Genomic DNA, 21351 nt, shown 5'->3' on the forward strand with positions numbered 1-21351 from the left:
CCACCTCGATCATTGTGGTTCAGCCACGTAAACGCAACTGGTAATTATTCTTGACCAGATGGCCGCTGCGTCTAGACCCGCCCCCGGCTTGCTCGCGGCCGCAATGCCGATATATCTGGCGGGCTGGCAATCGCAGGAATTTCCCGATGACGCTCGACATCAGCGCAGTCTTCGAATCGGCCGCGACAGCCTACATGCTGATCGATCGCGACCTGCGCTATGTCTGGGTGAACCGGGCCTATTGCGAGGTCACGGGGCGCAAGCCGGAGCAGCTGGTGGGCCAGTACCTGCCCGACGTGTTTCCGGCCGAAGGCGAAGCCCAAGCGATGCTGCACGCCTCCTTCGAACGGGTCTTCCAGAACGGGCGGACCGATCATCTGCCCTTCATCCCCTACCCGATCGCCAAGGCGGGCGGAGAGATCGAGCACCGCTATTGGAGCGCCACCCATACGCCGATCCCGGGCGATGACGGCCGGGTGCAGTACCTGCTGCAAAACACCCACGACGTGACCGACCTCTACATGCGGGCGCATCAGGCCGAGGCCGAGGTCGCGAAGCGCGCCGATCTCGACGAGGGCGAAGTGCTGATGCGGGCCGAGAGCGTGGCGCAGCAGAACCTCGAGCTTGGCATGGCGACCCGGTTCTTCGAAACCGTGTTCGATCAGGCCCCGAGCGTCATCGCGATCCACTCGGGGCCGGAGCACGTCTTTCGTCTCGCCAACCGCGAATATCGCAGGATCGTGGGCGAGCATCGCGATCTGATCGGCCGACGCGCCAGCGAGGCGCTGCCGGAACTGGCCGATCAGGGTTTCCTCGACCTGCTCGACAACGTCTATCGCAGCGGCGAGCCGGTGACGCTGCGCGACGTACAGGCCTTCATCTACAACGAAGACGGCCCGCCGACCGAGATCTTCGTCGACTTCGTCTACCAGCCGCTGTTCGGGCCGAACGGCCGCAGCATCGGCATCCTGGTGCAGGGACATGACGTCACCGCCCAGCACCGTGCGGTGGCCGAGCTGCGCAATGCCGAGGAGCGGTTCCGCACCTTGGCGCAGAACATGCCTGCCCATGTCTGGACCGCCCGACCGGACGGGATGCTCGACTGGGTCAGCGACCCGATCCACGCCTATGCCGGCACCGAAGACGGCCAGCTCCTCGGCGAGGATTGGGGCCGGATCGTGCATCCCGACGATCTCCCGCGGGTCGTGCCGGTCTGGGAAAGCTCGATCGCGCGCGGCGAGACCTACGAAACCGAGTTCCGCATAAGGCGGGTGGACGGCGTCTGGCGCTGGTTCCTCGTACGCGCGGTCCCGGTGCATGACGCCGAGGGGCGGATCGCGCAGTGGATCGGCACCAACACCGATATCGAGGACCGCAGAGCGACCGAGGCCGCGCTGGCCGAGCTGAACGCCACGCTCGAGGAGCGGGTCGAGAACCGCAACCGGGCGCTCGAGGAAATCAATGCGACGCTGCGCCAGAGCCAGAAGATGGAGGCCATCGGCAACCTCGCCGGCGGCGTGGCGCACGACTTCAACAACCTGCTGCAGGCGATCACCGGCTCGCTGCAGCTGGCGCAACGCGAGCTGCCCTCCGGCACGCCGGGCCGCGCCCGGATCGAACAGGCGATGCGCGCGGTCGATCGCGGAGCCACTCTGGCGGCACAGCTGCTGGCTTTCGGCCGGCGCCAGCCGCTCGAGCCGCGCGCGGTCGATCTGCGCCGGATGCTCGACGAGATCGCGCCGATTCTGCGCTCGGCGGTGGGTGAAGGCGTGCGGATCGAAACCCGGCTCACCGACGGGCTGTGGAATACGTTGGTCGACGCCGCCAATCTCGAGAACGCGCTTCTCAACCTGGTGGTCAACGCCCGCGACGCGATGGAGGGCCAGGGCCGCCTGACCATCGCGCTCGACAACGCGATGATCGACGCCGAAGCCGCACGCGCGATGACCGACGTGGTGCCGGGCGAGTATGTCCGGCTTACGGTGACCGACGAAGGCGCGGGGATGACCTCCGAGGTGATCGAGAAGATCTTCGAGCCGTTCTTCACCACCAAGCCCGAGGGCAAGGGGACCGGGCTCGGCATGGCGATGGTTTATGGCTTCGTGAAGCAGTCGGGCGGGCATGTCGCGATCGAGAGCGCGCCGGGTCGCGGCACCACCGTGCGGCTCTACCTGCCCCGCTCCCTCCGGAGCGAGGCGCCGGCGACGCTGCGCGCCGCGGGGCCGGTGACCGGCGGCGACGAGACCGTCCTTCTGGTCGAGGACGACGCCGACGTCCGCGCTGTCGCGGCCGAGATGCTGCGCGAGCTGGGTTACGAGGTAATCGAGGCCGGCGATGCCGATGCCGGGCTGGAGCTGATCGAAGCGGGGCGCCCCTTCGACCTGCTGCTCACGGACGTCGTCATGCCCGGCAAGGTGACCAGCCGCGAGATGGCGGAGCGGGCGCAAAAGCTGCGGCCCGGCCTGCCGGTGCTGTTCGCCTCGGGCTATTCGCGCGACGCCATCATGCATGACGGGCGGCTGGACCGGGGCATCCAGCTGCTGCCCAAGCCCTATCGCCGCGAGACGCTGGCCCGGCGGCTGCGCGAGTTGCTCGACGCCGCCGAGGCGGCGTCGCCTTCCGTCCCGGAGACCACGACCGCCTCGCCCTCCGCGCCCGACGACGCGCGGCCGGGATTTGGCGGGCTGCGGGTGGTGGTCTGCGAGGACGACACCTTCATCCGCCTCGATCTGGTCGAGATGCTGACCGCCGCAGGCGCCGAGGTGCGCGAGGCCGCGACCGGCGCGCAAGCGCTGGCGCTCCTCGAAGAGGCCCCGGCCGATCGGCTGCTGATCGATGTCGGTCTGCCGGATCGCTCCGGCCTCGACGTGGCGCGCGCCGCGGTGGCGCTGCAGCCCGGCCTTCCGGTGATCTTCGCCACCGGCCGCGAGAGCGTGCCGGGCTCCGAGGATCTGCCGCAGGCGCGCGTGCTGACCAAGCCCTTCGGGCAGGAGGCGCTGCTGCGGGCCGTGGGCGGGAGCTGAACGCGAAGGGGCCGCGCCTCGCGGCGCGGCCCCTGTCCTGTCGCTTGCTCGGTTCGGGGCTCTTTGCCCCGCCCAGCTAATGACCATCAATCGGTGATGGCCGCCTCGCGCTCGGCCGCGCCGCGCATCCGCGCCTTGACCACGCCACCCACGAAGATCGGCAGCACGAAGCCGACGATCGCGACCGCCCAGAGCGCCAAGGTCAGCCAAGAGCCGAACAGCACCGAGTAGTCGCCATCGGCGATGGTCACCGCGCGACGCATGTTCACCTCCATGGCGTTGCCCAGAAGCGTGCCGAGGATCACCGGCACCAGCGGCACGTCGAGCTTGCGCAGCAGCCAGCCGGCCACGCCGAAGGCGATCATCACCATCAGGTCGAAGCTGGAGCCGGAGATGCCGTAGATGCCGACGAAGGAGACCATCGCGACGATCGGCATCAGGATGCGCGGCGGCACCATCAGCACCCGCACGAACAGCCCCACCATCGGGATGTTCATCGCCAGCAGCATGAAGTTTCCGATGAACAGCGCCGCGATCAGGCCCCAGACCACGTCGGGGTTCTGGGTGAACAGCAGCGGGCCGGGCGTGATGTTGAGCGACAGCAGCACCGCCAGCAGCACCGCCGTGGTGCCAGAACCGGGTACGCCCAGCGCCAACATCGGCACGAGCGCGCCGCCGGCGGCGGCGTTGTTGCCAGCCTCGGGGGCCGCCACGCCGCGCGGGTCGCCGGTGCCGAAGGTGTTGTCGCGATCGACCAGCTTCTTCTCCATCGAGTAGGAGATGAAGGAGCCGAGCGAGGCGCCTGCGCCGGGCAGCACGCCCGCGATGAAGCCCAGGATCGTGGTGCGGATCATCGTCGGCGTGCAGGATTTCAGCACTTTCCAGGACGGGGTGATGCGGCCGATATCGAGCTTCGGCGCCGTGCTGGCGTCCTTGTCGGTGCCGCGATGCTCGAGGAAGATGAACACTTCCGACAGCGCGAACAGGCCGACGATGGCGACGAGGAAGTCGATGCCGTCATAGAGGTGCACCTCGCCGAAGGTGAAGCGCGGCACGCCGGTCTGGGTGTCGACGCCGACCATGGCGAGGCCGAGGCCCAGCGCCGCGGCGAAGGCCGATTTCGCCTGGTTGGTCGAGGACACGCCGCCCAGCGTCATGAAGGCGAGCGCAAAGAGCGCGAAGTACTCCGCCGGGCCGAACAGCAGCGCCACCTTCACGAGCTGCGGCGCCAGCAGCACGAGGCCCCACGTTGCGAAGAAGGCACCGACGAAGGAGGCGACGCCCGACAGCGCCAGCGCTTCGCCGGCGCGACCGTTGCGGGCCATCGGATAGCCGTCGAGACAGGTCATCATCGCCGGTTCGTCGCCCGGGATGTTGAGCAGGATCGACGAGATCCGCCCGCCATACATGGCGCCGTAATAGACCGAAGTGAGCAGGATCAGCGAGGGCGTCGCGCCAAGGCCCAGCGTGAAGGCCAGCGGGATCAGGATGGCGACGCCGTTGGACGGCCCGAGACCGGGCAGCGCGCCCATGATCGTGCCGAGAAAGCAGCCCATCAGCGCAAGGCCGAGATTCTGCCAGGTGAGGGCGACGGCGAAGCCGTCGCCAAGTGATGCGAGCAGTTCCATGATCGCTCCTTCAGAAGCCCAGGGGCCCGCGGGCGAGGCTGAGCCCGAGGACGAGATGGAAGATGGCGTAGATCCCGAGCGAGGTGCCGACGCCGATCAGCACGCTTTGCAGCGGCGACGAGCCGAGCCGCCAGGTCAGATAGGCGGCGGCGAAGGCGGTCGAGATGACGAAGCCCAACTCGGGCAGCAGCTGCGCGTAGGCGATCATCACCAGCGCCGCGAAGCCGATCTCGGCCAGCCGGCCGAGGCGGGGCCATTCCGGTTCGGGATCGGGCTTGATCAGGAACCAGATCGAGGCCAGCGCCATGACGGCGGCGATGCCATAGGGAAAGGCGCGCGGCCCGACCGCGTCGGACATGAAGCTGTCGGGGATCAGGGTGGCGCGCCATATGTAGAGAAGCGAGAGCATCAGACCGATGCCGCCGAAGATGCGATCGCTCATGCGACCCTCCCGGAATTGCGGAACGGGGCGCGCCGGTAGGTGGCGCCCCGTTCCTGCCCCTTGGGGCGGTTACTGGATGATGCCGATCTCTTTCGACAGCTCGGTGATCTCGTTCACCGATTCCTGCACGAAGGCCTGGAATTCCTCGCCCTGCAGGTCGAGCGGCGCGAGGCCGTTGGCTTCCATGATCGCCTGCCATTCCTCGCTGGAATAGAGCTGGTCGATCGCGCCGGACCAGTAGTCATAGGCCGCGTCCGACATCTCGCCCGGGCCGTAGAAGCCGCGCCAGTTGGCGCCGACCGCGTCGATGCCCTGCTCCTTGGCGGTCGGGATCTCCGAGAACTCGCCGGCGAGCCGCTCGGGCGCCAGAACGGCGAGGACGCGGATGTCGCCCGATTCGATGAAGCCGGTCGATTCCGACAGGTCGCCGGTGAAGGCCTGCAGCGAGCCGCCCAGCAGCTGCGTCACCGCCTCGCCGCCGCCGTCGAAGGCGATGTACTTGACGCCGCGCACATCCTCGATGCCGGCTTCCTGCGCCGCGATCAGCACCTTGAGGTGATCCCAGCCGCCCACGGCCGAGCCGCCGCCGATCGAGATCGAGGTCGGGTCGTTCTTGATCATCTCCATCAGCTGCGGCAGGTCCTGCACCTCGCTGTCGGCGGAGACCGCGATCACACCGTAATCGGCGCCGACCGAGCCCAGCCAGCGCACCTGGTCCATGGTGTTGCCGGGATAGGCGTTCTGCGCCAGCCGGGTGGCGGTGGCCGAAGAGGCCGCAACGATCAGGTCGTTGTCATCCTTGCGCTTGTTGACGACCTCGGCAAAGGCCACGCCGCCGCCGCCGCCGGCGAGGTTGACGACCTGCATGGTGGAGGGGATCAAGTCGAGATCCTGCAGCGTCTTGCCGACCTGGCGGCAGGTGAAGTCCCAGCCGCCGCCCGGGTTGGCGGGGGCGATGCATTCGGGGTTCTCGGGCGTGAAGTCCTGCGCCATCAGCGCGGCGGGCGCGGTGCCCAGAAGAGCGGCGGCGATCAGGCCGCGGCGGAACGTGGTGGTCATGTCTGTCCTCCCTGTGGTCTTGGCCGTCCGGAGCGCTCTCCGGCAACCTCGTCCGCCCTTGTGCCGCGCCAAGCTGTCATCAAGCTGTCATGCGGGCGGCGCGGGCTTCTTTCCGCGCCGCCCTGCCCCTATGCTGGGCAGCCGGAGGATCGCATGCGGATACTGATCGTCGAGGACACGCCGGACGTCGCCGAGGCCGCGAGCGCGAGCCTGGGCCGCGCGGGATTCGCCTGCGACGTCGCGCCGACTCTGGCCGATGCCCATGCCTGCGCCGGGATCACCGGCTACGCGGCGATCGTGCTGGACCTCAACCTGCCGGACGGTTCGGGCCGCGACTTCCTGCGCGAGCGGCGCCGCGCCGGCGACCGGACCCCGGTGCTGGTGCTGACCGCGCAATTCTCGGTCGATGAGCGGGTGGCGGCGCTCGACGACGGCGCGGATGATTATCTGGTCAAGCCTTTCGACCTGCGCGAACTAGAGGCCCGGCTGCGGGCGCTCACCCGCCGCGAGGCCGGGCGGGCCGAAAACCGGATGGTGCTGGGCGGGCTCGACTTCGATCCCGGCGCGCAGAGCCTGCGGGTCAACGGCGCGGCGGTGACCGCGACACGGCGCGAGCTGGCGCTCCTGAACCTGCTGATCGCCAATCGCGGCCGGATCATGCCCAAGGACCGGCTGTTCGACGGGCTGTTCGGCTTCGAGAACGCCGATGTCGGCACCAACACGATCGAGCTCTACGTGGCGCGGCTGCGCAAGAAGCTGGCCGGCTCCGGGGTGTCGATCGAGACCCATCGGGGGCTGGGGTACCGGCTCGATCTCGATGGCTGAAAGCCGGACCTGGTCGCTCAAGGCACGGGTGGCGCTGGCGGTCGGCGCAGTGCTGATCCTCGGCGGCGTCGTCGTGCTCTCGGTGGCGCTTTCCTATGGCGGGCGCGCGGCCCGCGAGGCCTATGATCGGCTGCTCCTGGGCGCGGCCAACGACATCGCCGCCGCGATCACCATCCGCGACGGCGCGGCGCTGGTCGACATGCCTGCCTCGGCCTTCCAGATGCTGGCGCTCGCCCCCGAGGACCGGATCCGCTACCGCGTCACCGGCCCGGACGGCGCGACGCTTACCGGCTCGGAGGACGCCCCGCCCCCGCCCGAGCGGCGCGCCGGCGGCGGGCCGGTGTTCTATGACGGCGATCTCGGCGCCGAGCCGGGGCGCTACGTCGCGGTCACCCGCCGCTTTGCCGAGCGCAGCTTTTCCGGACCGGTGCGGGTGATGGTCGGACAGACGCTCAGGGCGCGGCAGGCATTGGCACGCGACATCGCCGGAGGCGCGTTGGCAGTTCTGGCGGCGGCCGGCCTCGCCATCGGGCTCTTTGCCTGGCTGGCCACCCGTTCGGCGCTGCGCCCGCTGCAGCGGCTGGGCGCGGCGCTGGCCCGGCGCGACCCGACCGATCTCACCCCGATCACCCTGCCGATGCCGACCGAGATCGCACCCGTGCTGGGCGCGCTCAACGGCTTCATGGGTCGGCTCGACCGGCAGGTGGCCGCCACGCGAAACCTGATCGGCGACGCCGCGCACCAGCTGCGCACGCCAGTGGCGGCGATCCGCGCCCAGGCGCAGGACGCGCAGGAGGAGCAGGACCCCGCACGCCGCGCCCGGCTTCTGGCGCGGATCCACGAGCGCAGCATCGGGCTGTCGCAGCTACTCGACCGGATGCTCGACCGGGCGATGATCATCCACCGCACCGACACCGCACCGCGCGCCGCGGTCGACCTGCGCGACGTCGCGCTGGAGATCTACGAGGCGCTCGAGGACATGCCGGGCGGGACGATGATGCGGCTCGAACTGCCGCCCGCGCCGGTGGTGGTGCGGGGCGACGCGCTGTCGCTGGTCGAGGCCGGCAAGAACCTCGCCGCCAACGCCCTCGCCCATGGCCGCGCGCCGATCCGGATCGGCGTCGCGCGCGACAACCGGGCCGTGCGGCTCTATGTGCGCGATGCCGGGCCGGGACCGGGCGCCGCGATCCTCGAAGGCATGGGGGCACGCTTCGCGTCGCACGCGCCGGGGGGCGCCGGGCTCGGCCTCGCCATCGCGCGCGAGGTGGCGCAGAGCCATGGCGGGACGCTGAGGCTCGGCCTGTGCGAGGACGGCTTCGAGGCGGCGCTCTCGCTGCCGAAGGCGGGCGCATGATCCGCGCCGCGCTCCTCGCCCTGACGCTCTTGGCCGCGCCCGCCGCGGGACAGGAGCTGATCCGCGACTTCGGGGCGCCCACCGCGACCGAGACGTTGCGGCTGCGCTCCACCACCGACATCGCGGTGCTGGGTCCGGTGATCGAGCGGTTTCTCGAAACCCGGCCGGGCCTGCACGTCGCCTACGAGCAATGGGGGTCGAACGCGCTCTACCGGCTGCAGGCAGCGGATTGCACGGCGGCGCGGGTCGGCGCGGATCTGGTGATCTCCTCGGCAGTCCATCAGATGGTCGATCTGGTCAACGAGGGCTGCGCCCGGCCGCACCGCTCTGCCGCGACTGCCACCCTGCCCGACGCGCTGGTCTGGCGCGACGAGTTGTGGGGCGTCACCCGCGAGCCTGCGGTGATGGTCTACAACCGCGATCTCGTGCCGCCCGCGCAGGTGCCGCGATCGCGCTTCGACCTCCTGGACCTGCTGCGCCCGACCGAGAGCCCGTTCCGGACCCGTGTCGCCACCTATGACATCGAGCGCTCGGGTCTGGGCTTCCTCTTCGCCTTCGCGGACTCGCTCGAGGCCACCACCTTCGGCGGCCTGATGGAAAGTTTCGGACGCTCGGGCGCCGTGGCCACCTGCTGCTCGGCCGAGATCATCGACGGCGTGGCCGAGGGGCGCTACCTCGTCGCCTACAACGTGCTCGGCTCCTATGCGCTGGTGCGCGCGCGCCGCGATCCGCGCCTCGGCGTGGTGGCGCCGCAGGACTACACTCTCGTGTTGGCGCGCGCCGCGATGATCCCGCGCGAGGCCGGCCAGCCGCGCGCGGCGGCGCAGTTCCTCGACTTCCTGCTCTCGGCCGAGGGCCGCGCGGCGCTGGAGCGCGCGGGGCTTCTGGTGCGGCTCGACGGCGAGGACGGCACCGCGCTCGAGATCAGCGGCACGGCCGAGACGTTGCAGCGGCCGATCGCGCTCACCCCGGCGCTGCTGATCGCGCTCGACACGCACAAGCGCGCGCTGTTCCGCGCCCGCTGGCGCGATGCCTTCCCTGAAACGGGGGGCACCGCGCCCTGACCCTCACTGCGGGTCGTCGGGGATCGTCGCCGTGACCTCGATCGCGGCGAAATAGGCGGCGATGTCGTCGATTTCCGCCTCCTCGAGCCCATTGGCGATCAGGCTCATCTGCTCATGCGTCCGGTCGCCGTCGCGATAGGCGCGCAGCTGTTCGGCGAGGTAATCGGCCGGCTGTCCGGCGAGGTTGGGTGCGTCGGGCGCCATGGCGATGCCGTCGCGACCATGGCAGGCGGCGCAGGCCCCGCTCGCGGTTTTGCCGGCCTGGGGGTCGCCCTGGGCCATCGCGGCCACGGGCAGGAGTCCGGCCAGGATCGGCCCGATCAGGTATCTCGTCATCAGGTTCTCCGGGGATGGCCCCGCGGCGATGGCCGCGGGGGGCGCAAGTGGATCAGTTGCTCGAAGCGTCGTCCGCCTCGCCCTCCATGCCTTCCTGCATGTCGTCCATGTGCTCTTCCATGTTCTCCATGCCCTCCTGCATGCCCTCCATGTGCTCACCCATGCCGTCCATGCCTTCCATGTTCCCCTGCATCGCGCCGTCCATGGCACCGCCCGGCATGGCCGAGCCGCCGGAGCCGCCCTCGCTGCCGCTGTAGGAGATCCGGTAGATCGCCCCGGCGAAGTCGTCGGACACCAGCAGCGAGCCGTCCTTCATCACCGCCACGTCGACCGGCCGGCCGAGATACTCGCCTGTCTCGGTCAGCCAGCCCTCGGCGAAGACCTCCGGCTCACCGGCCGAGCCATCCTCGTTCACCGGCGTGAACATCACCCGGGCGCCGACCGGCTCGGTGCGGTTCCACGACCCGTGCTGGGCCGAGAAGATGCCGCCCCGGTATTTCTCCGGAAAGCTGTCGGCCGCGTAGAAGGCCATGCCGAGATCGGCGGCATGGGCGGTGTACTCGGCCTCGGGGTTCACCACGTCCGAGGGGATCTCCTCGTCCATGTACTCGTTGGTGCGGGTAGTGCCGCCGCCATACCAGGGGAAGCCGAAGTTCTGCCCGGCCGCGGTGATCCGGTTGATCTCGCCCGGCGGGATGTCGTCGCCCATGCCGTCGACCTGGTTGTCGGTGAACCACAGCTCGCCATTGGCGGGATTGAAGTCCATGCCGACCGAGTTGCGGATGCCGCGCGCATAGACCTCACGCCCCGATCCGTCGAGGTTCATCCGGATGATGCCGCCGATCCCCTGCTCGTTGTAGAGGTCCATCTTCTCCTTGGCGGGCACGTTGAACGGCTGGCCCAGCGCGATGTAGAGCATGCCGTCGGGGCCGATATCGCAGACCCGCGCGCCATGGTTGAAGCTCTCTTCCGCGACCGGGATCAGCTCGCCCTGCGGCACCACCTCGGCCACTGCCACGTCGGGCGATTCATAGAAGAACTCGGCCGCCGGGAACATCAGCACGCGGTTGTGCTCGGCCAGCACGAGGAAGCCGTCGGGGGTCATGCAGGGCCCGTTGGGGACGGCGAGATCGAGCGCCGGGGCGAATTCCTTGACCTCGTCGGCGACGCGGTCGCCATCGCGATCGGTCACCGCCCACAACTTGTCCTTGCGGGTGCCGACGAAGACCACCGGGACCGAGTTGCCCAGCGCCATGTGGCGCGCGTCAGGCACTATCGCGAAAAGGTCGATCTCGAAGCCCTCGGGCATCTCGATGTTCTCGAGGATGGCCTTGAGCCGCTCGGCCTTTTCGCCGGTCTGCTCGATCTGCGGAATGTCGAGCGAGGTACCCGTGGTCCGGAATTCGCGCATCTTCTGCAGGCTGTCATCGCTGCCCTGCGCCAGCGCCACCAATGGCAAGGCGGTCGCCATCAGCAAGGCGGTCGTCACTCGTTGAATACGCATCGTGTCCTCCCTCACTTTACGTTAGGGAAAGATGAACCCCGCTCCGGGTCCGGTCAACAAATATTACCACCTAGCCGATCAGCGCGACCCCGACGCCGAGCACCACGGCGATGAAAGCGGTCTGGGCCGCGACCATGGCGATGGCCGGGCCGCCGACATCGAGCAGCTGCTTGAGCGAGGTCTTCATGCCGACCGCGGCAATGGCGGTGAGCAGCGCCCAGCGCGACACCGCGCTCGCGGCCTCAGCGAACCAGCCGGGCAGCAGCCCGGCCGAATTCAGCGCCGCCAGCGCCAGAAAGCCCAGCACGAAGCCCGGCACCAGCGGCGGGCGCGTCGCCCCCTCGGGGGTCCGGCTGCGCATCACTACCGCCGCGACCAGCACGATCGGCGCCAGCATGGTCACGCGGATCAGCTTGACCAGGGTCGACAGGTCGCCAGTCTCCTCCGAGACCGAGTAGCCTGCCCCCACCACCTGCGCGACGTCGTGGATCGTGCCACCGAGGAACACGCCGGTCTGGCGGGCGTCGAAGCCGAGCCGGTCGGCGAGGATCGGATAGGCGATCATGGCGAGGGTCGAGAGCATGGTGACCGAGACCACGGTGAAGATCAGGTCGCGCTCGCCCTCGTCGCGCTTCGGCAGGACGGATGAGATCGCCATCGCGGCCGAAGCGCCGCAGATCGCCACCGCGCCGCCCGACAGAAAGGCAAAGAGCCGGTCGCGGCCCAGCACCCATGCTGCGAGGATCGAGGCGCCGATGGTGGCGAGAACCCCGCCGGCGATCAGCCCCAGCAAGCCCGGCCCCAGCTCCTGCACCATGCCGGTCGAGATCCGCACGCCCAAGAGTGCCACGCCGATCCGCAGCAACCCCCGCGATGCGAAGGCGATGCCCGGCGCGCTGCGCGGCTCCTCGGACAGGAAGGCAAGAGCGATGCCCAGAAGGATCGCCATCAGCATCGCCGGCGCGCCGTAATGCTCGGACAGGAATTGCGCCGCCATCGCCACCAGCGCGGCCAGCGCCAGTCCGGGAAACAGCGTCCGCGCGGAGTCGGTCAGGCGCGGCAGGGCGAGGGCGTTCTGCACGGTGGAGGTCTCCGGCGTGGTGGGGGTGCGAAAACGGCCCCCGAAGGGGCCGGGTCAGGGGGCGGCGTGCCGCCCCCCTTCGGATCATTGGCCGCGCATCATTCCATGTCGGCGGCGCGGGCGGCCTCGAGCTCGCTCTCGGCCTGGGCCACGGCGGCGGTCAGCGCCTCGTAGATTTCCGGCCCACCTTCGACATTGGCGGTGAACCACTCGTAGACTGGCTGGGCCGCCTCGGCGAACGCGGCCTTCTGCTCGGGCGTCGGCACGTAGAGGTCGCCGCCGCCGGCCACGAAGTCCTCATAGGCCTGGATCGACTTGCGCTTAGGCGAGGCGAAGGTGGCCTGCTGCAGCTGGTAGAAGCCGTCGACCACGACGCGCTTCATGTCGTCGGGCAGCTCTTGGAACCGCTGGTTCGACATCCACCACAGCGCGCCCATGTAGGCGTGGCCGTCGAGCGTGACGTATTGCAGGCCCGCATCGGGGAATTTCATCGACATGATGTCGGTGATGCCGTTCTTGGTGCCCTCGACCACGCCGGTCTGCAGCGAGGTGAACAGCTCGGGCCACGGGATCGGCGTCGGCGAGGCGCCCAGCGCGCGCACCAGCTCCTGCGGCAGGTCGGCGACCACGGTGCGGATCTTCAGCCCTTCGATGTCGGCGGGCTCCGCGATCCGGCGCTGTGTGTTGGCGAAGTTGCGCCAGCCGCCGGTGTTGCCGATCGTCATCAGCCGGATCGAGTCGCCCGAATCCTCCAGCGCCATGTCGCGCATGGTGCGGGTGAAATCGCCCGAAAGCACGGCCTCGGCCACGCGGTCGTCGGCCATCACGTAGGGCAGGTCGAGCACCTGCACGTAGGGAAACAGGCCCGAGGCGCCGCCCGAGGTCGAGATGTAGATGTCGATCGACCCGTCGGCCACGCCCTGCAGGCACTCCGCGCCGTTCGAGCACAGCTGCGTGCCCATGAAGATCTCGACCTCGATGGCGCCGTTGGAGGCCGCCTCGACGTAGTTCTTGAACACCACGAGACCGTCGTAATCCTCGTCGTTCTCGTTCGAGTTTGCGGTGGCGCGCAGCTTGATGTCCTGCGCCATGGCGGGCAGCGCGGTCCCGGCCAGAAGCGCGGCGAGGCCGGCGGCCTTGAATGTGGTGCTGAGCATGGTGTCCTCCCTTTTGCTCTGGTCGTCTTTGTTCTTGTCGTCGTTCAGTCGGCGAAGCCCGTCAGGCGCGGGATCGTCATGGATATCTCGGGCACGAAGGTGATCAGCATGATCACCAGGATCTCGACCGCGAGGAAGGGCAGGATCGCCTTGGAGATGGTCTCGACCTTCTCGCCCGAGACCGAGGCCGCGACGAAGAGCACCAGCCCCATCGGTGGTGTCGCCAACCCCACGGTCAGGTTCACGCACATGATGATCGCGAAATGCACCGAATCGACGCCCAGCCCGGTGAACACCGGCCCGAGGATCGGACCTAAGATGATGATCGCCGGGCCCGCGTCGAGGAACATGCCCACCGCGAACAGCAGCAGGTTGATCAGGAACAGCAGCAGCAGCGGGTTCTCTGTCAGGGTCAGGATGAAGTCGGCCAGCATCTCCGGCGCGTGGGAGAGCGACACCACGGTCTTGAACGACATCGCCGCGCCGACCAGCAGCAGCACCACCGCCGAGGTGATGCCTGCCTTGGACAGCACGTCACCGAGTTCCGAGAACTTCAGCGTCCGCAGCACGAAGAGCCCTATGATCAGCGCATAGGCCACGGCCACGGCGGCGGCCTCGGTCGGGGTGAAGACGCCCGACAGGATGCCGCCGAGGATGATCACCGGCGTCAGCAGCGGGAAGAACGCCTTGAGCGAGGCCTGCCCGCGCTCGCCCCAGCTGTGACGGCGCGAGGCGACCGGAAAGTCGTAGCGATCGGCCATGATCTTCACCAGGACCATCAGCCCGACGCCGACCAGCATGCCCGGCACGATGCCCGCGAGGAACAGCGCGGCGACGCTCTCGCCCATGACATAGGCGTAGATGATCATGATGCCCGAGGGCGGGATGATCGGACCGATGACCGATGAGGCGGCGGTGATCGCGGCGGCGAAACGGCGGGTGTAGCCCTGCTTCTCCATCGCCGGGATCAGCATCGAGCCCAGCGCCGAGGTGTCGGCCACGGCCGAGCCGGAGAGGCCAGCGAAGAGCATCGATGACAGGATGTTCACATGCGCGAGGCCGCCGCGGAAATGGCCCATCATCGCCTGGCTGAACTCGACAAGGCGTAGCGTGATGCCGCCGCGATTCATCAGCTCGCCCGCGAGCATGAAGAACGGGATCGCCATCAGCGGAAAGCTGTCCATGCCGTTGTAGAGGTTACGGTAGAGAAGCGTGAGGTCACGCTCCTGACCGTTCAGCCACAGTAGGATGCCGGGGGCGAAGAGCAGGCCGAAGAAGACCGGCAGGCCGACCATCAGGAAGAACAGGAAGACCGGAAGGAACAGGACCAGCATTATTCGGCGCTCCCCAGCACGGGATTACGAACCATGGGCAGCCGGTCGGCCGCGCCGAAGAGCCCCATCAGGGCGCGCAGCATCAGCTCGAGATTGACGAGGATCAGCATCGCGAAGCCCACCACCAGCGACAGCATCATCCAGCTGCGCGGGATGCGGTACCAGCTGTCGAAACCCCACGAGGTCGGCAGATAGAGCGAAGCGGTATCAAAACGCCCGCCCAGACCGTTCACCTCTGCCCAGCCGATGCTGAGCCCCATCACCAGCACCAGCATGGCGATCGACAGCAGGATCAGCGACAGCAGCGACGACAGCCGCACCGGCAGCGCCATCAGCAGGCTGTCGATGGCGACGAAGCCGCCATGGCGCAGCGCGGTCGGCGCCATCAGCCCGGTCATCCAGAGCATGCAGAAGCGCGCCGCCTCGTCGGGCCATGGCAGCGCGTTGTTGAAGACGTAGCGCATGACGACCTGCAGCAGCGTCACCGCCACCATCACCGCGATGGCCGCGACGCCGATCGCGCGGCCCGCGGTACAGAGCGCCGCATTGAGCCGCCCAAGCGGCCCCAGCACGGCCAGAACTCCTCCCATTCCTCTCCCCTTCCCTCTCGGGTCGCCGCTCCTCCCCCGGAGACGGCGTGTCTCAGTCCTGCGCGAGCCGCACCGGCTTGCCGGCGTAGAAGACCAGCGGCGCGCCGTCGCGAAGCTCGGCCCGGTCGACGCGGCCGACCACGATCACGTGATCGCCACCGTCATGCGTGGCCTCGCGGGTGCAATCGAAGCGGGCCAGCGCGCCGGGGATCACCGGCACGCCGGAGGCGTTGCGCTCGAGGTCGTGGTCGCCGAGCTTCCAGGCGTCCTTGCTGACGCCGAAGCACAGATCGGCCTGGTCGGCGGACAGCACGTGGATCGCGTAATGCGTCGCGTTGGCGAAATGCCCGAAGCGGCGCGAGCCCTTGTCGGGCGACCACAGCACCAGCGGCGGATCGAGCGACAGGCTCGAAAAGCTGTTGGCCGTGATCGCCACGGGACCGTCCTCGCCAGCTACCGTGACGATGGTGACGCCGGTGGCGAAGCGGCCGAAAGCATCGCGCAAGAGCCGCGTGTTCTCCGCGTCCGGCACGAAGCCGGTGATTTCGGCCGCCGCTCTCATGGCACTTCGGTGCCGAGACCGGCTTCGTAGAGCAGGAACCAGGTCTCGCGGTCGAGCTCGACCTTGAGCGCGTCGGAAATCTTCGCGATCCGCTCGAGATTGTTGGTGCCCAGCACCGGCAGGATGCCCGCCGGATGCGCCAGCAGGAAGGCGACCGCGACGGCGGCGCGATCGACGCCCTGGGCGCGGGCGATGCGATCGAGCCGCTCGGCCACCGGCCCCTGCCCGGTCATCAGGTCGCCCCCGCCCAGCGGCGACCAGGCCATCAGCGGGATATTGCGGCGCTGGTGGAAGGCGAGATCGCCATTGGTGAAGGGCGACAGCTCCTTGAGCGAGATCTCGATCTGGTTGGTGGCGAGCGGTGTCTCCATTGCCGATTCCAGCAGCTCCACGTCCCAGGGGCGGAAGTTCGACACGCCGACGGCGCGAACCTTGCCGGAGGCCACCAGCCCGTCCAGCGCGGCGCCGGTTTCGCGGGGGTCCATCATCGGGTTGGGGCGGTGGATCAGCAGCAGGTCGAGATACTCGGTGCCCATGTCGCGCAGGCTCGTCTCGACCGCCTGCTCGATATAGGCGCGCGAGGTGTCGTAATGCTTGACCGTCTTGTCGGCATGGCGACCCATCGGCGCGACGATGCCGCATTTGCTGACGATCTCGATCCGGTCACGCAGCGAAGGATCCTCCTTCAGCGCCGCGCCCAGCACCGCCTCGGCGCCGTAGCCGCCATAGATGTCGGCCTGATCCATCGTCGTGATGCCCTGCTCGAGGCAGGCGTCGATCTTGGCCCGGACATGGGCGGGCGTGGTGTCGGAATCGTCGGCGATGCGCCACATGCCATAGACGAGGCGGCTCAGCGCCACGTCGCGCGAAATCTCGATACGATCCATCAGCGTCGTTCTCCTGCGCCGAGCGGCGTCTTCGGGGTGCCCGCCGGGACGCGGCCATAGGCCTCCGGCAGCGAGCAGGTCTTGATCATCGGCAGCACGCGGGCGCCGAAATGCTTGGCCTCGTCGATATGCGGATAGCCCGACAGGATGAAGGCCCGCATGCCCATATTCCGGTATTCCTCGAGCTTCGAATAGACTTGGTCGGTCGAACCGACGAGAGCGGCGCCGCAGCCCGAGCGGGCCCGGCCGACGCCGGTCCAGAGGTTGGGCTCGATGAAGCCCTCCATGTCCGCGAGCTCGCGGTTGCGCGCCTGGTGCGACACGCCGAGCGAGGTGGCATCGAGCGCGCGCTCGCGGATCGCGCGGCCCTGATCGTCATCGAGTTCGGAGACGAGATGCTGCGCGTATTCGCGCGCCTCGGCCTCGGTGTCGCGGACGATGACATGCACCCGCAGGCCGTAATCGAGTGTGCGGTCGTATTTCTCGGCCACCGCGTGCACGGCCCGCATCCGGTCGGCGAGGTCTTCCTTCTTCTCCGGCCACATCAGGTAGACGTCGCAATGCTGGCCGCACAGCTCCAGCGCGTCGGGAGAGTAGCCGCCGAAATACAGGAGCGGGCCGCCTTCCTGGTAGGGCTTGGCTGGGTCAGTGGTCAGGCCCTGGAAGTCGTAGACCTCGCCCTTGTAGTTGATCTCGTCGCGGGTCCAGGCCTGCTTGAGGATCTCCACCACCTCGCGCGACCGCTGGTAGCGGAAGCTGCTCTCGGCCTTTTCGCCCGGGAAATCCGAGGAAATGACGTTCAGCGTCAGGCGGCCTTCCAGCATGTGATCGAGCGTGGCGACGGTGCGCGCCAACATGATCGGCTGCATCTCGCCGCAGCGGATCGCGGCCAGCAGGTTGATCTTGGAGGTGATCGGCGCGCAGCCCGCAACAAAGCTCAGCGTGTCCTGCCCCACTTGGTACGACGACGGGCAGAGGATGTTGCGAAAGCCCTGGGCTTCGGCGGTCTTCACGATCTCCGAGCAATGCGCCCAAGAGGAGCGCAGATCGCCCTCGGGCTTGCCCAGAAGCCGGTAATCATCCGAGCAGAGCGCTGCGAACCACGACAGCTCGACCGCGTCGAGATCGGGCGAGGTGATGGGGACGACGGTCATGCAGGGCTCCTCCGGGGGCGGCGATTTCCTCTTGCCTAGCAGCCCGCCAAATGCAAATCAATGGTGCATCAATTTCGAGCCACCGGTTTTCGACCCGATGCAAGACGCCCCCGCCGCCCTGCCCCTGCACCAGCAGATCGCCGAACTCCTGATCCGCGAGATCGCGTCGGGACGGCTGGTCGAGGGCGAACGCCTGCCGCCCGAACGGGACTATGCGGCGCGGCTGGGCACCTCGGTACGCACGCTCCGCAAGGCGCTGGCCGAGCTGACCGAGAAGGGGCTGCTCGAGCGGGTCCAAGGCTCCGGCAACTACGTGCGCCGCAACGCTCGGGCCGAGAGCGTCTATTCGATGTTCCGGCTGGAGCTGCCGGAGGGGGGCGGGCTGCCGCGTGCCCAGCTTCTGGATCTGGCGCGCATGCAGAAGCCCGCCGACCTGCCGGAATTCGGCGCCGCGTCGGAAGCGAGTCGGATCCGCCGATTGCGGCGGCTCAACGACACGATCATCGCGGTCGAGGAGATCTGGCTCGACGGTGCGGTCGGGACGATCGACCCGGAGAAATTGGGCGACTCCCTCTACCTCTACTACAAGACCCGGCTCGGCTTCTGGATCACCCGGGCCGAGGATCGGGTAACGGTCGGCGCGGTGCCCGAATGGGCGCCGGAGGCGTTCACGCTGCGCCCCGGCACGATCACCGGCTACATCGAGCGGCTGAGCTGGGCGCAGGGCCCCGCCCCGGTCGAATTCTCGCGCACATGGTTCGACACGGCGCGCGCCCATTACGTGCAGCGCCTGATCTGAGGGAGGTCACATGACCACGGTCACCAATTACGGCATCATCGGCTGCGGCATGATGGGACAGGAGCACCTGCGCAACATCGCGCTGCTGCCCGGCGCCCGGGTCGCCGCCATCTTCGAGCCCGACGCCGAGATGGCGATGCTGGCGCAGGCGCTGGCACCCGAGGCCCGCATGTGCGACTCGGTCGCCGACCTGATGGCGACCGAAGAGCTCGACTGCCTGCTGATCGCCAGCCCGAACTTCCGCCATCTCGAACAGATGGAGGAGATCGCCCGGCTCAAACCGCTGCCGCTCCTCGTCGAGAAGCCGCTCTTCACCGACCCGGCCGAGACGGCGCGTCTCGCGGCTTTCCGCGACAGCTACCCGGCACCGGTCTGGGTGGCGATGGAATACCGCTACATGCCGCCGATCGCCGCCTTTCTGAAGGAGGCGCAGGCCACCACCGGCGGCATCCGCATGCTGACCATCCGCGAGCACCGATTCCCCTTCCTGCACAAGGTCGGCGGCTGGAACCGCTTCAACCGCTACACCGGCGGCACCTTCGTCGAGAAGTGCTGCCACTTCTTCGACCTGATGCGGCTGACGCTGGGCGACGAGCCGGTGCGGGTGATGGCCTCCGGCAGCCAGGCGGTGAATCACCAAGACGAGAACTACGAGGGCGTGGCCCCCGACGTGCTCGACAACGGCTATGTCATCGTCGACTTCGCACGCGGCGGCCGCGCCATGCTGGAGCTGTGCATGTTCGCCGAGGGCGCGCGCTACCAGGAAGAGGTGACGGCGGTCGGCCCGCGGGCCCGGATCGAAGCATTGGTGCCGGGGCCAGGCCGGTTCTGGCCCGAGCATCTGGGCGCGCCGCCGGTGCCGCAGCTCATCGTCAGCCCGCGCGAGCCCAAGGGCCCGGAGATCCGGGAAATCCCGGTCGACCCGGCGCTGCTGGAGGCGGGCGACCATAATGGCTCGACCTTCTACCAGCATGCGCGCTTCCTCGAACTGGTGCGCGGCCAGCGCGGCCGCCCGGAGGTCACGCTCGAGGATGGCTGGGCCGCCGTCGCCATGGGCCTCGCGGCACAGATGTCGATCCGCGAGGGCCGGGCCGTGGCGATGGAGGAGACCGGGCTGATGCCGGCGCGCCTGCGCGCCGCCTGATCACCCTGCCCGACCGGTCATGGCGCGAATATATTTGCGCGCCGTGACCGACGACCGCTTGTCGTCCCCCTCCCTGTCATCCCATTTCAGCCGGGGCCGGAACGCGGCCAAGGGACGGTGAAAAGGGAAACGTGATGGAGATGTGGCTGTCGCTGATGGCAGGGCTGGTGCTGCTCGTGCTCGGCGGTGAGTTCCTGGTGCGCGGCGCGGTGCGGGTGGCCGAGAGGCTGGGCGTGTCGCCGCTGGTGATCGGCCTGACGCTGGTGGGCTTCGGCACCTCGACGCCCGAGCTCGTCACCTCGGTGCAGGCGGCGCTCAAGGGCGTGCCGGGCATCGCCTATGGCAACGTCGTCGGTTCCAACATCGCCAACATCCTGCTGATCATGGGCGCGGCCGCGCTGATCACGCCGATCGCCGTGCAGTCCGCCGCGCTCAAGCGCGATGGCGGCGTCATGGTGGCGGTGGCGCTGGGCTTCGCCGCGCTGAGCACCACCATGTCCCTCGGCCTCGGCATCGGTCTGGCCTTCGTGCTGGCGCTCGCGCTCTACATCTACATGGCTTTCCGGCAGGAAAGCCGCGGCGCAGTGCGCGAAAAGGCCGAGGCCGCGCAGGCCACCGATCCCGCGCTGGCGCCGAATGGCACGACCTCCCTGCCCGTTTCGCTCCTGACCGCGCTGGGCGGCTTGGCGCTGGTGGTGCTCGGCGGCTACCTGCTGGTCGAGGGAGCGACCACGCTGGCGCGCAGCCTCGGCATTTCCGAGACCGTGATCGGCCTGACGGTCGTGGCCATCGGCACCTCGCTGCCGGAGCTGGTCACCTCGGTGATGGCGGCGATCCGCAAGCAGGCCGACATGGCCTTCGGCAACATCATCGGCTCCAACATCTACAACATCCTCGGCATCGCCGGCGTCACCGCCATGGTATCGCCCGGCGATGTGCCGACCGAGATCCTCACCTTCGACAACCTGGTCATGATCGCCGCATCGCTCGCGGTGGTGACGCTGGCCTGGACCGGGCTGCGAATCTCGCGCCGCGAGGGTGCGGCGCTCCTGGCGGGCTACGGCGTCTATCTCTGGGCGCTCTGGCCCTGAGGCTTCGGCGCTGAGGCTCAGCGCAGCGCGTAGCCGTGGCGCAGCCTGAGCCGAAGCAGCCGGGTCGCCATGTCCTGCGCCTCGCGCAGCGAGCCCGAGCCGGCCACCCGCACCCGACCCCGCCCGCCGATCCGGCCCCAGCGCACCACCAGCGCCGCCTCGGCAAAGAGATCGGGCGCGAGGCTGATCTCGTAGAAGCGATAGCAGTTGCGGGCCGCGTCGATCTTTTCGAGGTGGATGTCCATGGTGGCGCCTCGGCGTTGCGGTACCACATATAGAAAGGGCCCACCCCCTGCCTGGCAAGGGGCGGGCCATCA

At 68.7% G+C, this 21351-nt stretch carries 20 protein-coding genes; 7 read left to right on the forward strand and 13 right to left on the reverse strand.

The genetic code is table 11. The features are described from left to right. Positions 1-146: 146 nt before the first annotated feature. Positions 147-3023: a PAS domain-containing protein gene (locus tag FHS00_RS09690; protein ID WP_183472338.1), complete on the forward strand. Its 2877-nt coding sequence runs from the start codon at positions 147-149 to the stop codon at positions 3021-3023. A gap of 86 nt (positions 3024-3109) precedes the next feature. Here FHS00_RS09690 and FHS00_RS09695 read toward each other — a convergent pair whose 3' ends face one another. The 3 genes from FHS00_RS09695 to FHS00_RS09705 all read right to left on the reverse strand — a co-directional run bounded on the left by FHS00_RS09695 (position 3110) and on the right by FHS00_RS09705 (position 6152). Beyond that, positions 3110-4651, reverse strand: coding sequence for a tripartite tricarboxylate transporter permease (locus FHS00_RS09695; RefSeq protein ID WP_183472341.1), 1542 nt, complete (start codon positions 4649-4651; stop codon positions 3110-3112). Between the two features lie 10 nt (positions 4652-4661). Next, on the reverse strand, positions 4662-5093 hold the full coding sequence (locus FHS00_RS09700) for a tripartite tricarboxylate transporter TctB family protein (protein ID WP_183472344.1): 432 nt from the start codon (positions 5091-5093) through the stop codon (positions 4662-4664). A gap of 69 nt (positions 5094-5162) precedes the next feature. Next, entirely contained in the window at positions 5163-6152 is a 990-nt protein-coding gene (locus tag FHS00_RS09705; RefSeq protein ID WP_183472347.1) for a Bug family tripartite tricarboxylate transporter substrate binding protein, read from the reverse strand. 153 nt (positions 6153-6305) lie between these two features. Between FHS00_RS09705 and FHS00_RS09710 the strand changes: the two genes are divergently transcribed. The 3 genes from FHS00_RS09710 to FHS00_RS09720 are packed head-to-tail and all read left to right on the forward strand — an operon-like array spanning position 6306 to position 9395. Next, positions 6306-6977 (forward strand): response regulator, encoded by a 672-nt coding sequence (locus FHS00_RS09710; RefSeq protein WP_183472350.1) that lies wholly within the window; start codon positions 6306-6308, stop codon positions 6975-6977. Continuing rightward, positions 6970-8331, forward strand: coding sequence for a sensor histidine kinase (locus FHS00_RS09715; RefSeq protein WP_183472352.1), 1362 nt, complete (start codon positions 6970-6972; stop codon positions 8329-8331). Before FHS00_RS09710 ends, FHS00_RS09715 begins: the two co-directional genes overlap by 8 nt. Beyond that, positions 8328-9395, forward strand: a complete 1068-nt coding sequence (locus FHS00_RS09720) for an ABC transporter substrate-binding protein (protein WP_183472355.1) — start codon at positions 8328-8330, stop codon at positions 9393-9395. The genes FHS00_RS09715 and FHS00_RS09720 overlap by 4 nt, the downstream gene beginning before the upstream one ends. 3 nt (positions 9396-9398) lie before the next feature. Here FHS00_RS09720 and FHS00_RS09725 read toward each other — a convergent pair whose 3' ends face one another. The 9 genes from FHS00_RS09725 to FHS00_RS09765 all read right to left on the reverse strand — a co-directional run bounded on the left by FHS00_RS09725 (position 9399) and on the right by FHS00_RS09765 (position 18000). Beyond that, positions 9399-9731, reverse strand: a complete 333-nt coding sequence (locus FHS00_RS09725) for a c-type cytochrome (protein WP_183472359.1) — start codon at positions 9729-9731, stop codon at positions 9399-9401. A 52-nt stretch (positions 9732-9783) separates the two neighbouring features. Beyond that, a complete protein-coding gene (locus tag FHS00_RS09730) occupies positions 9784-11229 on the reverse strand; it encodes a PQQ-dependent sugar dehydrogenase (RefSeq protein ID WP_343064601.1) in 1446 nt (481 codons plus the stop codon). Between the two features lie 76 nt (positions 11230-11305). Beyond that, positions 11306-12316: a YeiH family protein gene (locus FHS00_RS09735; RefSeq protein ID WP_343064599.1), complete on the reverse strand. Its 1011-nt coding sequence runs from the start codon at positions 12314-12316 to the stop codon at positions 11306-11308. A 98-nt stretch (positions 12317-12414) separates the two neighbouring features. After that, entirely contained in the window at positions 12415-13473 is a 1059-nt protein-coding gene (locus FHS00_RS09740; RefSeq protein ID WP_183472365.1) for a TRAP transporter substrate-binding protein, read from the reverse strand. Between the two features lie 44 nt (positions 13474-13517). Beyond that, complete coding sequence (locus FHS00_RS09745; RefSeq protein ID WP_183472368.1) at positions 13518-14807, reverse strand: TRAP transporter large permease; 1290 nt, start codon at positions 14805-14807, stop codon at positions 13518-13520. Beyond that, positions 14807-15397, reverse strand: coding sequence for a TRAP transporter small permease (locus FHS00_RS09750; RefSeq protein WP_183472371.1), 591 nt, complete (start codon positions 15395-15397; stop codon positions 14807-14809). The genes FHS00_RS09745 and FHS00_RS09750 overlap by 1 nt, the downstream gene beginning before the upstream one ends. A gap of 52 nt (positions 15398-15449) precedes the next feature. Continuing rightward, the gene (locus FHS00_RS09755) at positions 15450-15959 is read right to left on the reverse strand and encodes a flavin reductase family protein (RefSeq protein ID WP_183472373.1); all 510 of its coding nucleotides are present in this window, start codon (positions 15957-15959) and stop codon (positions 15450-15452) included. After that, positions 15956-16846, reverse strand: a complete 891-nt coding sequence (locus tag FHS00_RS09760; protein WP_183472376.1) for an aldo/keto reductase — start codon at positions 16844-16846, stop codon at positions 15956-15958. The genes FHS00_RS09755 and FHS00_RS09760 overlap by 4 nt, the downstream gene beginning before the upstream one ends. Then, the gene (locus FHS00_RS09765; RefSeq protein WP_183472379.1) at positions 16846-18000 is read right to left on the reverse strand and encodes an LLM class flavin-dependent oxidoreductase; all 1155 of its coding nucleotides are present in this window, start codon (positions 17998-18000) and stop codon (positions 16846-16848) included. Before FHS00_RS09765 ends, FHS00_RS09760 begins: the two co-directional genes overlap by 1 nt. 97 nt (positions 18001-18097) lie before the next feature. On the opposite strand from FHS00_RS09765, the gene FHS00_RS09770 reads away from it, so the two are divergent. The 3 genes from FHS00_RS09770 (at position 18098) to FHS00_RS09780 (ending at position 21034) form a co-directional block, all read left to right on the forward strand. Beyond that, a complete protein-coding gene (locus FHS00_RS09770; protein ID WP_183472382.1) occupies positions 18098-18799 on the forward strand; it encodes a GntR family transcriptional regulator in 702 nt (233 codons plus the stop codon). 10 nt (positions 18800-18809) lie between these two features. Then, on the forward strand, positions 18810-19943 hold the full coding sequence (locus tag FHS00_RS09775) for a Gfo/Idh/MocA family protein (protein WP_183472385.1): 1134 nt from the start codon (positions 18810-18812) through the stop codon (positions 19941-19943). Between the two features lie 134 nt (positions 19944-20077). Next, positions 20078-21034, forward strand: a complete 957-nt coding sequence (locus tag FHS00_RS09780; RefSeq protein ID WP_183472401.1) for a calcium/sodium antiporter — start codon at positions 20078-20080, stop codon at positions 21032-21034. Positions 21035-21051: 17 nt separating this feature from the next. On the opposite strand, the gene FHS00_RS09785 is transcribed toward FHS00_RS09780, so the two are convergent. Next, a complete protein-coding gene (locus FHS00_RS09785) occupies positions 21052-21279 on the reverse strand; it encodes a WGR domain-containing protein (RefSeq protein ID WP_183472404.1) in 228 nt (75 codons plus the stop codon). Between the last annotated feature and the right edge of the window lie 72 nt (positions 21280-21351).

Origin of the sequence: Limimaricola variabilis, from assembly GCF_014195545.1 — a bacterium.
GTDB classification, from domain to species: domain Bacteria; phylum Pseudomonadota; class Alphaproteobacteria; order Rhodobacterales; family Rhodobacteraceae; genus Limimaricola; species Limimaricola variabilis.